Here is a 13,043-nt window from a genome sequence, read left to right on the forward strand (position 1 = left end):
GGCTCAATCCTGCTACGTGTGCCAGCGTCCGTCCACCCCTGATCTAGGTTTTGTCCCGGGCCGGGCGTAGACTGGAATCATTCGAAGATATATTCGAACAAGGATTCGGTCGGGGTTTCCCGGGAGGCACTGTGGCATGTTCAGCGAGTCGGTAGACGTCGTCTGCACACCCTCCGGCGTGCCTCTGAAGCTTGACTGGGCCGGCCGGCACTACACCGTCTGCGCCGAACCGGTCCGCTGGTATGAGCGGCGCCAATGGTGGGCGGAGGAACCGCGGGCCCCGCTGGGGAGCGGCCCCGGGCTGGTGGACCACGAGATCTGGCGGGTCCAGGTGCGCCCGGCTGATCCGTCCCCGGTTGATGGAGCCCAGGCGGAAACCCTCACCCTGGACCTGAGCCGGCACGTCGGCAGCGGCCGCTGGCGGCTGCTGAGGATCCATGACGGCCTCCGTCCGCAGAAATCAGCATGAGCTTCACCCATCTCCACGTCTCCACCGCCTTCAGCGCCCACTACGGGGTCTCCTGGCCGGATGAACTGGCCGCCGCGGCCGCGGCCGACGATGCCACCGCGCTCGCCTGCACTGACCGCGACGGCCTCTACGGGACGGTCAAGCACCTGTTGGCCTGCATGGCTGCCGGACTCGATCCGATTGTCGGGGTTGACCTTGCGGTCCTTGACGACGACGGCGACCTCCGCACCCAGGTGGGCGGACGCGTCGTCGCCCTGGCCCACGGACACAACAACGGCGCCGGTTACCGGGCGCTCTGCCGGCTGATCTCGGACGCCCACGCCCGCACCACCGGTAAGGCCGGGGGAGCGGTGCCAGTGGCCGTGACCCGGGCGGAGCTCGCCTCCCGGACTCTGCATCCGGAGACCCTGCAGCCGGTGCTGACGGTACTGATCGGTCCGGATTCCGACGTCGGCCGGGCGGTGGGCGGGCGGCGCTACCTGCGCCCCCGCACCCTGTTCAAGCGCTGGCTGGATGCCATGCCGCCGGGGACCCTCGCCGCCGAGGTGGTCACGCAACTCAGCACTCCCGGTGAGCCGCTCAGCACAGCCCACGCTGTGCGGATGCTCAAACTCGCCGCGGAACATGGCGTGCCCGCCGTGCTGAGCAATGCCGTGCGGTACGTCGCCGAGGACGGCGCGGCCACCGCGGATGTGCTGGACTCCGCCCGGGCGCTGAAATCCCTGCCCGAACTCTCGGCTGCCCCGCTGCTCCAGCCCAACGGGCAGGGCTGGCTCAAGTCGTCGGCGCAGATGCTGCAGCTGGGCAAAGAGATCATGCATGCCGCCGGGTACGGCGCCGCGGACCTGAAACGGCTGATGGCCCAGACAGAGGCGCTCGCGGACCGCTGCCGGGTGGACCCGGTCACGGACATGGGATGGAAGCAGCCCGTGGTCCCCGAAGCCTCCGTGATCGGAATCGCCGGGGATCCCCTCGTGGAGCTCAGCCAGCGTTGCGAGGCAGGCATCAGCCGCCGCTTCCCCGGGATCGCCGGGAAGCCCGCCGAGGAGCTGCGCGCCAGGCTGGGGCATGAGCTGCGGATCATCGACAGCCTGGGCTTCGCCGCCTACTTCCTGACCGTCGCCGAAGTCTCACGGATGATCCTGGACATGGGCGTCCGTGCCGCCGCCCGCGGCTCGGGCGCGTCCAGCCTGGTCAATTACCTGATCGACGTCAGCCAGGTGAACCCCCTCGAGCACGACCTCATCTTCGAACGCTTCCTCTCCCGTGACCGCGCCACCTTGCCGGACATCGACATCGACGTCGAAAGCGCCGAACGGCACAACGTCTACCGGAAAATCTTTGAGCGCTTCGGGTCCGAACGCGTCACGCTGATGAGCATGCAGAACGGCTACCGCGCTCGCGGTGCCGTGCGGGACGCCGGGCTGGCGCTGGGCATGGACGACGGCGAGATCGGGGACATCGCCAAGCAGCTGTGGCGGTTCTCGGCCCGGAACTTCCGGGAAGCCCTCGTGGAGAAACCGGAGCTGCGGGAATTCGCGGGGAGGGTGGAGCAGCGCGACTTCACCGAGAACCAGCAGCTGGACCTGCTGGTGGACCTCACGGAACGGCTGGACCGGCTGCCGCGCCACATCTCCATGCACCCGTGCGGCGTTATCCTGGGCGACGCCACCCTGCTGGACCGCACGCCCGTTCAGCCCAGCGGCCTGGGGCTGCCGATGAGCCAGTTCGACAAACACGACATGGACCCCATGGGGATGCTCAAACTCGATGTGCTGGGGGTCCGGATGCAGAGCGCCATGGCCTTCGCCGTCCGTGAGGTCATCCGGCTGCACCCCTCCAAAGCCGAGGTGGTGGCAGCAGGGGCGCACCCGGCCGGCCCGGACGGCAGCGGCCCGGACTACATCGCCGCGGACGGGCGCATCGACCTCAACGCCGTCCCGCTCGACGACGAACCCACCTACGAGCTGATCCGCAGCACCCACACCCTGGGGTGTTTCCAGATCGAATCCCCGGGCCAGCGCGAACTCATCGGTAAACTGGCGCCCCGGGATTTCAACGACCTCATCATCGATATCTCCCTCTTCCGGCCGGGGCCGATGAAATCGGACATGGTGCGGCCCTTCCTGGAGCACCGGCACGGCTTCGCGCCGGAGGTCTATCCGCACCCGAAGCTCAAGCCGGTCCTCAAGGAGACGCACGGGGTCACCGTGTTCCATGAGCAGATCCTGAAGACCTTCGACGTCATGACGGAATGCGGGCTGGCGCGGGCCGATGAATTCCGCCGCGCCCTCGGCAACGAGGTTCTGGAAGGCAAGGTGGAGGAGTTCTTCCGAAAGGAGGCCCGTGCCCGGGGGTACAGCCCCGAGGTGGTGGACAAGGTCTGGGGGACGCTGAAGGCCTTCGGCAGCTTCGGCTTCTGCAAGGCCCACGGTGCCGCCTTTGCCGTGCCCACCTACCAGTCCGCCTGGCTCAAGACCCACCACCCGGAGGCATTCCTCGCCGGACTCTGGGAGCACGATCCGGGCATGTATCCCAAGCGGCTCCTGGTGGCCGAAGCCCGGCGGCTGGGGATCCCCATCCTGCCCCTGGACATCAACCGCAGCCAGGCCGAGTACCGGGTGGAACGCGTGGCTGCGGGGCCGGACCGCGGCAAGCTGGGCATCCGGCTGAGCCTGAACGGCATCTTCGGGCTCTCCGGCACCGAGCTGAAGCGGATCGTGGCAGGACAGCCGTATGACTCGCTGGCGGACCTGCGCGCCCGGTCCCGGCTCAGCAAGCCGAGCATCCAGCGGCTGGCCCAGCTGGGTGCCTTCGATTCCCTGCACCGGGCCTCCGGGGGAGCAGCCAACCGTGCCGACCTGGTGCGGCACCTGCAGAACCTGCAGCACCGCCCCCAGCGGAAGGGCATGGAGATCATCGAGGGCCAGCTGGCGCTGCCGCTGGGGGACATTGAGCTGAAAAACCTGAAGGCGGAGCTGCCCGCGCCCAGCATGGTGGATAACGTCCGGGCGGAGCTGGACCTGATGGCCGTTGACGTCAGCGAACACCTGATGACCAGCCACCGTCCCCTGCTGGACCGCCTCGGGGTCACCACCGCGGACAAGCTGCTGGGGCTGCGCAACGGCACCGAGGTGCTGGTCGCCGGAGTCCGGGTCGCCACCCAGACTCCGCCGATGCGGGGCGGCCGCCGGGTGGTCTTCATCAGTGTCGACGACGGCACGGGCTGCGTTGATTCGGTCTTCTTCCATGAGGCCCAGGAGCTGGCAGGACCGCTGCTGTTCGGCACCCGGCTGCTGCTGATCCGGGGCACCACCCGGCGGACCGGGCCGCGGGGGATCAGCATCAGTGCCAGCATGGCGTGGGACCTCAGCCGCACCGGGACGCTGCCGTTCCCCGAGCCCGTTTCCGGCGCCCCCGCCTACACCGGGCCGGAACTGCCGGGCCCGCTGGACGGAATCAGCCGGAACCTTGCCATCACCGGGCTGGGTGGCTGAAGCGCGGCGCCGCCGGCGCCGCGCGGGGAGGCTGAGCACCGCGCGGCTGGCGCCGGGCGGGCTGCTGCACCCGGCGCCGCGCCGCCGTCGTGCGTTGGTTGGCCCATCCGGAACCCGATAACATGGACGAGGCTGGCTGTGGTCCCCGTACGCCACAAGCTACGAAGCCTTAACCTTGAATAGGAGACACCCGTGTCAGATGCCCAGCAGATCACCCTTCTCGTCGATGGCGAAGAGACCAAGGTGGCTACCGGGACCACCGGCGCGGAACTCTTTTTTGAGCGCCGCGACGTCGTTGTGGCCCGCGTGAACGGCGCTCTGTTGGATCTGGACCAGCCGCTGCCCGAAGACGCCACGATCGAGGGCGTCACCATCGGCTCCCCGGACGGACTCAACGTCCTGCGCCACTCCACGGCGCACGTCATGGCCCAAGCCGTGCAGCAGCTGCGCCCCGACGCCAAGCTCGGCATCGGCCCCTACATCACGGACGGCTTCTACTTCGACTTCGACGTCGAGGAGCCGTTCACGCCGGAGGACCTGCGCCAGCTGGAAAAGATGATGCAGAAGATCATCAACCAGAACCAGAAGTTCGTCCGCCGGGTGGTGAGCGAGGACGAGGCCCGCGAGGCGATGAAGGACGAGCCCTACAAGCTCGAACTGCTGGGCAAGAAGAACAACGCCGCCGATGCCGGGGAGGGCGTCAACGTCGAGGTGGGCGCCGGCGACATCACCATCTACGACAATGTGGACCGCAAGAGCGGCGACAGCGTCTGGTGCGATCTGTGCCGAGGCCCGCACCTGCCCAACACCAAGCTCATCTCCAACGCCTTCGCCCTGACCCGGTCATCGGCCGCCTACTGGCTGGGCAACCAGAGCAACCAGCAGCTGCAGCGAATCTACGGCACTGCCTGGCCCACCAAGGAAGCCCTCAAGGCCTACCAGGAGCGGATCGCCGAGGCTGAGCGCCGCGACCACCGCAAGCTTGGCGCCGAACTGGACCTGTTCTCCTTCCCGGACGAACTGGGCTCCGGCCTGCCAGTGTTCCACCCCAAGGGCGGCATCATCCGCAAGGCCATGGAGGACTACTCCCGCCAGCGGCACGTCGACGCCGGGTATGAGTTCGTCTACACCCCGCACATCACCAAGGGCCACCTCTACGAGGTCTCCGGCCACCTGGACTGGTACCGGGACGGCATGTTCCCGCCGATGCACATCGATGCGGAACTGAACGAGGACGGCACGGTCCGCAAGCCCGGCCAGGACTACTACCTGAAGCCGATGAACTGCCCCATGCACAACCTCATCTTCCGCGCCCGCGGACGGTCCTACCGCGAGCTGCCGCTGCGCCTCTTCGAATTCGGCTCCGTGTACCGCTACGAAAAGTCCGGCGTGGTGCACGGCCTCACGCGCGTGCGGGGCATGACACAGGACGACGCCCACATCTACTGCACCCGCGAGCAGATGAAGGATGAGCTCACCACCACGCTGAACTTTGTCCTCGGCCTGCTCAAGGACTACGGCCTGGACGACTTCTACCTGGAACTGTCCACCAAGAACGAGGACAAGTTCGTAGGCGAGGATGCCGCCTGGGACGAAGCCACACGCACCCTGGCCGAGGTGGCCGAAGCCTCGGGCCTGGAACTGGTGGCGGATCCGGGCGGAGCGGCGTTCTACGGCCCCAAGATCTCCGTGCAGACGAAAGACGCCTTGGGACGCACTTGGCAGATGTCGACGATCCAGCTGGACTTCAACCTGCCCGAGCGCTTCGAACTCGAGTTCCAGGCCGCCGACGGCACCCGCCAGCGCCCGGTCATGATCCACCGCGCGCTGTTCGGATCGATCGAACGTTTTATGGGGGTCCTGACCGAGCACTACGCCGGCGCCTTCCCGGCGTGGCTGTCCCCGGTGCAGGTGGTCGGCATTCCGGTGGCCGAGGCGTTCAACGATTACATGTTCGACGTCGTGGACCAGCTCAAGGCCGCGGGCATCCGCGCCGAGGTGGACATTTCCTCGGACCGTTTCCCGAAGAAGATCCGCACGGCCAGCAAGGACAAGATCCCGTTCGTGCTGATTGCCGGGGGAGACGACGCCGAGGCGGGCGCCGTGTCCTTCCGCTTCCGCGACGGCAGCCAGGACAACGGCGTGCCGGTGGCCGAAGCTGTCCAGCGGATCGTCGACGCCGTCCGCAACCGGACCAGCTAGCGGAAACGGAAGGGCAAGGCGTGCAGGAGACCACAGGGGCCGGTCCGGAATATCCGGGCGACGACGCAGTGACGGACGACTTCGGCCTGGCCGGAGTTCCGGACGCTTTCCAGCGCCTGTGGACCCCGCACCGGATGGCGTACATCAAGGGCGGCCAGCACCAGTTCAAGAACCCGGACGATTGCCCGTTCTGCGTCGCGCCCGGGCGCAGCGATGATGAATCGCTGATCGTGTACCGGGGCCGGACCAGCTACGTGGTGCTGAACCTGTTCCCATACAACCCCGGCCACCTGCTCATCTGCCCGTACCGGCACGTGCCGGACTACACGGACCTGACCGTGGAGGAAACGGCGGAATTTGCCGAGCTGACCCAGACGGCCATGCGCGTGCTGCGCAAGGTCGCCAACCCTTCCGGCTTCAACATCGGCATGAACCAGGGCGTGACCGGCGGGGCCGGGATCGCAGGCCACCTGCACCAGCACGTGGTGCCGCGCTGGGGCGGGGACGGCAATTTCTTCCCCATCATTGCCCAGACGAAGGCCATCACGCAGACTCTGGGCGAGGTCCGCCAGCAGGTGGCGGAGGCGTGGCCCCAGGAGTCGGATCCGCAGGCAACTGACAGCGCGCGGGAGACTTCCGCCAGGGAGCCAGATGCTGAATAGGCACGCGCGCGGCTTCTTCACCGCGCTGTTCTCCCCGCTCGCCCGCTGGCTGCTGAGGATCGGTGTCTCCCCGGACGCCGTCACCGTCGTCGGCACCCTCGGCGTCGTCGTCGGTGCCCTCGTGTTCTACCCGCTGGGGCAGCTCTGGTGGGGGACCCTCTTCATCACGGCGTTCATCTTTTCCGACGTCATTGACGGCATCATGGCGCGGATGCAGCAGCGCGAAGGGCGCTGGGGCAACTTCCTGGACTCCACCCTGGACCGGGTGGCGGACGGCGCGCTGTTCGCCGGCGTCGCCGTCTGGTTCTTCACCGGCGGCGCGGACACGCCGATCGCGGTTGCCGCCCTCGTCTGCCTCGTGCTGGGGATGGTGGTCTCCTACGCCCGGGCCAAGGCCGAAGCCCTGGGCTTCCACGCCAACGTCGGCGTCGCCGAGCGCGCCGAGCGGCTCGTCTCCGTGCTCGTGGTCACCGGGTTCACCGGCCTTGGCCTGCCAAGCGTGGTGCTCTTCGTGACGCTGTGCCTGCTGGCATTGGCCAGCCTGATGACGGTGGTGCAGCGGATCGTTGCCGTACACCGCCAGTCGCTCGACGAAACCGAAGGCACCGCCACCGAACAGGCCGCCTGACGGCCTCTGTGCCCCGGCCGCGGCGCGTGTAACCGGAATTCAGACGTGTCGCAGCCGGGGGCTAGTATTAGCACTACCGGCCAATGGATCCGGTAATCCGGTGTGTGCGAGAACGGCATCTGTGTGCCGCCTGCACCCCGGCGAGGTCATCTATCTACCCATAGGGGTTTTTGTGTCTACACCTGATGTAAGCAGCGAAGCCGGCGCGTCCGCCAAGAACGTCACGGGCAGCAACCGCGTCAAGCGCGGTATGGCTGAGATGCTCAAGGGCGGCGTCATCATGGACGTCGTCAACGTCGAGCAGGCCCGCATCGCCGAGGATGCCGGTGCCGTGGCCGTCATGGCGCTGGAACGCGTTCCCGCCGATATCCGCGCCCAGGGCGGCGTGTCCCGCATGTCCGATCCGGACATGATCGACAAGATCATCGCGGCCGTCTCCGTGCCGGTCATGGCGAAGGCCAGGATCGGCCACTTCGTCGAGGCCCAGATCCTGCAGTCGCTCGGTGTGGACTACATCGATGAGTCCGAGGTATTGACCCCGGCTGACTACACCAACCACATCGACAAGTGGAACTTCACGGTTCCCTTCGTCTGCGGCGCCACCAACCTCGGTGAGGCCCTGCGCCGCATCAACGAGGGCGCGGCCATGATCCGCTCCAAGGGCGAGGCGGGCACCGGTGACGTCTCCAACGCCACCACCCACATGCGCCAGATCCGCGCCGAGATCAAGAGGCTGGCCGGACTGGCCGAGGACGAGCTCTACGTTGCCGCCAAGGAACTGCAGGCCCCGTACGAACTGGTCAAGGAAGTTGCCGCCACCGGCAAGCTCCCCGTGGTCCTGTTCACCGCGGGCGGCATCGCCACCCCGGCCGACGCCGCGATGATGATGCAGCTCGGCGCCGACGGTGTGTTCGTCGGCTCCGGCATCTTCAAGTCCGGCAACCCGGCCCAGCGTGCCGCCGCCGTCGTGAAGGCCACCACCTTCTTCGACGACCCGGAAGAGATCGCCAAGGCCTCCCGCGGCCTGGGCGAGGCCATGGTCGGCATCAACGTGGACGAGATCCCGCAGCCGCACCGCCTCGCCGAGCGCGGCTGGTAGTTCGCGCCTTTGGGGGCGCCGGACGGCGCTGATCCTCTGCGTGCTATTCCCCGCGCCTTGTTGACAGCTGAGAGGCTGCTCGGGGCGCGGAGCCCCTTTTACGCACGCTGCCGGATCACACCGTCCTTCGCCTTGCGCTCCTGATTGAACGAGTCCGGCCCGTCACCTCTCCAGGTGGCGGGCCGGCCTCGTTTTTTGGGTCAGTCGAGGCCGCGGCGCTTCAGCAGCGGCCCGAGATCCGCGTCCCGGCCGCGGAAGGTGCGGAAGGATTCCAGCGGGTCGCGGCTGTTGCCGCGGGAGAGCAGCTCGGCGCGGAAGAAATCACCGTTGGCCCGGCTGAGCCCGCCGTTTTCCTTGAACCACTCCACCGTATCGGCGTCCAGCACTTCGCTCCAGATGTAGGAGTAGTAGCCCGCGGCGTAGCCGGCTCCGGCGAAGATGTGCTGGAAGTAGCCGGTGCGGTAGCGCGGCGGGATCAGGCTGTGCGCCACTCCGGCCGCTGCCAGCGCCTTAGCCTCGAATTCCAGTGCGTCTTCGGGAACCTCGGAGCCGTCAAGGACATGCCAGGCGAGGTCCAGCAGGGCCGCACCCAGGTATTCGGTGGTGCCGAAGCCCTCGCCCCAGAGCCGGGCAGCGTCGAGTTTGTCCACGAGCTCCTCCGGCAGTGCTTCACCGGTGGCGTAGTGGCGCGCGTAGTTGGCCAGGACCTCCGGCCACATGATCCACATCTCATTGACCTGCGAGGGGTACTCCACGAAGTCCCGCGGCACGGACGTGCCGGAGAACCGCGGGTAGGTTACGGAGGAGAACAGCCCGTGCAGGGCATGGCCGAACTCGTGGAAGGTGGTGCGGAGCTCGTCGAGCGTCAGGAGCGTGGGCTCGCCGGCCGGCGGCTTGGAGATGTTGAGGTTGTTGATCACCACGGGCCGGGCGTTCAGCAGCCCGGACTGTTCCACGAGGGAGTTCATCCAGGCCCCGCCGCGCTTGGATTCGCGGGTGTAATAGTCGCCCAGGAACAGGCCCAGTTCCGTGCCGTCCGAGTTCCTGACTTCCCAGACCCGCACGTCCGTGTGGTAGCCGGTGAGGTCGCTGCGTTCGTGGAAGGTGATGCCGTAGAGGGCGTTGGCGGCGAAGAACACACCGTCGTTAAGGACGCGGTCCAGCTCGAAGTAGGGGCGCAGGGCCGGCTCGTCCACGGCATACCGTTCGCGCTTGACCTTGGCCGAGTAGAAGGCCCAGTCCCAGGCCTCGAGCGGGTGCCCGGCGACCTCGGCCAGTGCCTCGGCCTCGGCGTCGGCGTTCCGCACGGCGGCGGGGGCCAGCCGGTTTATCATGGCCTGCACGGCCGCGAAATCGGGGGCGGTCTGCCGGTCCACGGTGAGCTCGGCATAGTTGGCGAAGCCCAGGAGCGCGGCCTTCTCGGCGCGGAGCCTGACCATCTCCTTGACCAGGTCCAGCACATCGAGGCTGCCGCCGCCGCTGCCCCGGCCGATGGAGGCCTCGTAGAGCCGCCGGCGGACGTCCCGGTTTTCCAGGGCTGCCAGCGCCGGCTGGTTGCTGGGCTGGATGAGGGTAAGCAGGAACTTGCCCTCGTGTCCGGTGTTCCGGGCTGCCTCCGCGGCGCTGGCGACGTCGTCGGCAGGGAGTCCGGCGAGCTCGGCCGCGTCGTCCAGGAGCAGGGAGGCGGACTTCATTCCTTCCTTGACGCGCTGGCCGAACTCGGTGCCAAGGCGGGAGAGCTCCGCGTTGACGGCCTTGAGGCGCTCCTGCCCCGCCGCGTCCAGTTGGATGCCGGACTGGCGGAACTCCTTGAGGTACTCGTCGACGAGTCGGCTGGATTCGGGGTCGAGCTTGTCAGTGTTGATGGCGGCGAAGCGCTCGAATAGGCCCCGGTTTAGGTAGACAGCGTCCTGATGGGCCGAGAAGAGCGGGGACAGTCGGGTCTCCAGCTCACGGATCGTGTCCGAGGCGTCGGCGGAAACGAGAGTGAAAAACGACGCCGCCGCCCGCTGCAGCAATTGGCCGGACCGCTCCATCGCCAGGGCCGTGTTTTCGAAGGATGCCGGCCCGGGGCTCTCGACGATCGCGTGGATCTCCGCCAGGTGCTCGGCGAGGCCGGCTTCGACCGCTTCGGCGTAGTGCTCGTCGTCGATCACCGCGAACGGCGGCAGGCCGAACGGCAGGGTGCTGGGGCTCAAAAGGGGGTTGGTCATGAAATAACTCTTTCATGTGGGCGATGGGTTCTCAACGGTGCCGGCGGCGTTCTTGTGATGGAGCCCTAAGCTTGGGCAGCATGGAGACATTGAAAGAACGACGGCGTACCGTCGCGACGCACCGAGCCGAACTGGCAGTGTTTGAGTACGGCCCGGAACCGGGCCCGGATGTTCGGACGCTGCTGCTGGTACACGGCTACCCGGACAATCATCAGATGTTCCTGCCGGCCATCCGGGACCTCGCCCGGACCCACCATGTGGTTGCCTACGACACCCGAAACGCGGGCGCGTCCGTCGTCGTCGAGACCCCAGGTGACTTCACGCTGAAGACGCTGGTGGATGACGTGTTCGCCGTGCTGGCAGCCGTGGGCGCTGCGGACGTGCATCTCGTGGGCCATGACTGGGGGTCGATCCAGGGCTGGGCCACCGTGCAGGATCCGCGGGCCGGGGGCCGGATCGGCCGATACACCAGCATCTCCGGCCCGGATCTGCGGCATTTTGCCCGCTGGATGCGGAGCCGGCGTTCGCGGCCAGGCGCCTGGCCGCAACTGGCGGGACAACTGTTGCGCAGCTGGTACATTGGCGGCTTCCTGGTGCCGAAGCTGCCGGAGGCCGCCTGGCACCTGTTCCTCACCCGGCGCTACGAACAGACGGCCAAGCGCGACGTCGGCAGTGACCCCGTCCGCGGGCTGGCACTTTACCGCACCAACTTCTTGTCGGGCGGGAACTGGCCGGCCGGGAGCCGGGTGACCATTCCCGTCCAGGTGGTGGTGCCGCTCAAGGATCCCTTCCTGTCGCCGGACCTCATGGAGGGGCTGGATTCGTGGGTGGACGACCTTACGGTGATCCGGGTGAACGGCGGCCACTGGTGGCCCGCCTCCCGGCCTGCGGAGTTCGCAGAACTGCTTTTGGGAAGCCACGTCGGCCGATGACGGCGGTCGAGCGTACCGCCAGGAGCGGGACGTTCCGGAATGGAATGGCGTACCTGTGCTGGGGCATCGGCCCGAAGACGCTCTTGTTCATTCAGGGCGGACCCGGGAGCACGGTGCCCCAAGGGACGATGCGCCGGATGTTCCGCCGGCAGTTAGAGCCGTATCTGAACGCGGGGTTTTCCGTCTGGATTGTCACCCGCCGCAGGAACATGCCCCCCGGGCACACGATTACCGACATGGCCGGCGACTGCGCCCACGTGATCACGGAGGAGTTCGGCGGACACGTCGACGTCGTAGTGGCCGAATCGTTCGGCGGAATGATCGCCCAGTATCTCGCGGCCCTGCACGCCGACGCTTTCGGCCGGATCGTTGTGGTCATCGCCGCGGCTGAGCTCAGCGACTGGGGCAAGGACGTCGACGCGCGGATGGCGGGCGCCCTCGCCAGCGGCGACGCCGGGCGGGCCGGGACGGTGTTCGCCGAGTACCTGTTTCCAGGGACGCGGCTGCGGTGGCTCCGCGGGCTGCTGGGTCCCTTCATCGGCGGTCGCCTGCTCCGACTACCCGCCGGAGGACGTACAGACTGAAGTCCGGGCGGAGCTGAGCCATAATTCACGGGACGTCCTGCCGAGGATCCGGCCGCCGGTACTGCTCATCTGCGGGGACAGCGACAGGTTCTTCCCGAAGGATGTTGCCACCGAGTCCGCCGGGCTGATCCAGGACTGCACACTGATTTGGTATGAAGGCCTCGGTCACCTCCGGGTGGCGGCCAGCAGCCGGGTGGCACGCGACGTGTTGGCGTTCGTCAGCGGCAACTAGTGCTGTTCAAGGGTCATGAAGACACTGTTCGGATCAAGTACGTAGCCGGCAAACGGCGGGCAGTCGATGAATCCGTGCCGGTGATACAGCCGACGGGCGGGCCAAGAACTCCTGGCTTCCGGTCTCAAGGAACAATCGTTCGTAGCCGCTTCGCCGGGCCTCCTCAAGGATGTGTTCGAGCAGCAGCTTGGCTATGCCCCGGCCGCGGGCGTGGGCCGGGGTGCGCATTGACTTGATTTCGCCCTGGCCGGGGTGCAGCTGCTTGAGCGCACCGCAGCCGAGGACCTCGGAGTCCTGCCGAGCGGTCCAGAACGTGATCGCCGGACCGGGAAGCGCCGCGTGATCCAGCGCGTGCACGCTGTCCGCGGGCGACGTGGCATACAAGTCCGCGAGGTGCCCGCTCAAGAGTTCCTGGACATCCGAGCGCCCCGGGTCATCCTGCTCAATCCGAATCATCTGAATCCTCCGCCGAATCTGTTCCCTGTCACCCAGGCTACCGGCTTGCGGCACCTCAGTAGGCTGACG

The 13,043-nt window shown here is 67.5% G+C and carries 9 protein-coding genes and 1 pseudogene; 8 read left to right on the forward strand and 2 right to left on the reverse strand.

Going from position 1 to position 13,043, the window contains the following annotated elements:
• Window positions 1–136 precede the first annotated feature (136 nt).
• The 6 genes from ACVWZ8_RS17445 (at window position 137) to pdxS (ending at window position 8,557) form a co-directional block, all read left to right on the forward strand.
• Window positions 137–469: a DUF6504 family protein gene (locus tag ACVWZ8_RS17445; RefSeq protein ID WP_456505335.1), complete on the forward strand. Its 333-nt coding sequence runs from the start codon at window positions 137–139 to the stop codon at window positions 467–469.
• On the forward strand, window positions 466–3,966 hold the full coding sequence (locus tag ACVWZ8_RS17450; protein ID WP_456505336.1) for a DNA polymerase III subunit alpha: 3,501 nt from the start codon (window positions 466–468) through the stop codon (window positions 3,964–3,966). The genes ACVWZ8_RS17445 and ACVWZ8_RS17450 overlap by 4 nt, the downstream gene beginning before the upstream one ends.
• 192 nt (window positions 3,967–4,158) lie before the next feature.
• On the forward strand, window positions 4,159–6,168 hold the full coding sequence (gene thrS, locus ACVWZ8_RS17455) for a threonine--tRNA ligase (protein ID WP_426978138.1): 2,010 nt from the start codon (window positions 4,159–4,161) through the stop codon (window positions 6,166–6,168).
• A gap of 20 nt (window positions 6,169–6,188) precedes the next feature.
• A complete protein-coding gene (locus ACVWZ8_RS17460) occupies window positions 6,189–6,830 on the forward strand; it encodes an HIT family protein (RefSeq protein ID WP_426978136.1) in 642 nt (213 codons plus the stop codon).
• Entirely contained in the window at window positions 6,820–7,458 is a 639-nt protein-coding gene (gene pgsA, locus ACVWZ8_RS17465) for a phosphatidylinositol phosphate synthase (RefSeq protein WP_426978134.1), read from the forward strand. The genes ACVWZ8_RS17460 and pgsA overlap by 11 nt, the downstream gene beginning before the upstream one ends.
• A gap of 172 nt (window positions 7,459–7,630) precedes the next feature.
• Entirely contained in the window at window positions 7,631–8,557 is a 927-nt protein-coding gene (gene pdxS / locus ACVWZ8_RS17470) for a pyridoxal 5'-phosphate synthase lyase subunit PdxS (RefSeq protein ID WP_456505337.1), read from the forward strand.
• A gap of 200 nt (window positions 8,558–8,757) precedes the next feature.
• Here pdxS and ACVWZ8_RS17475 read toward each other — a convergent pair whose 3' ends face one another.
• A complete protein-coding gene (locus ACVWZ8_RS17475; RefSeq protein WP_426978130.1) occupies window positions 8,758–10,770 on the reverse strand; it encodes a M3 family metallopeptidase in 2,013 nt (670 codons plus the stop codon).
• Between the two features lie 80 nt (window positions 10,771–10,850).
• Between ACVWZ8_RS17475 and ACVWZ8_RS17480 the strand changes: the two genes are divergently transcribed.
• Together ACVWZ8_RS17480 and ACVWZ8_RS17485 are read left to right on the forward strand one after the other, a co-directional pair.
• On the forward strand, window positions 10,851–11,702 hold the full coding sequence (locus tag ACVWZ8_RS17480) for an alpha/beta fold hydrolase (RefSeq protein ID WP_456505338.1): 852 nt from the start codon (window positions 10,851–10,853) through the stop codon (window positions 11,700–11,702).
• Window positions 11,703–11,746: 44 nt separating this feature from the next.
• Window positions 11,747–12,286 carry an alpha/beta fold hydrolase gene (locus ACVWZ8_RS17485; RefSeq protein ID WP_456505973.1) on the forward strand — a complete coding sequence of 180 codons (540 nt, stop codon included), beginning with the start codon at window positions 11,747–11,749 and terminating at the stop codon, window positions 12,284–12,286.
• A gap of 228 nt (window positions 12,287–12,514) precedes the next feature.
• Here the strand turns inward: ACVWZ8_RS17485 and ACVWZ8_RS17490 are convergent.
• Window positions 12,515–12,974 (reverse strand): annotated as a pseudogene (locus ACVWZ8_RS17490) (GNAT family N-acetyltransferase).
• Window positions 12,975–13,043: the final 69 nt, after the last annotated feature.

It is taken from the genome of Arthrobacter sp. UYCu723, assembly GCF_054059215.1.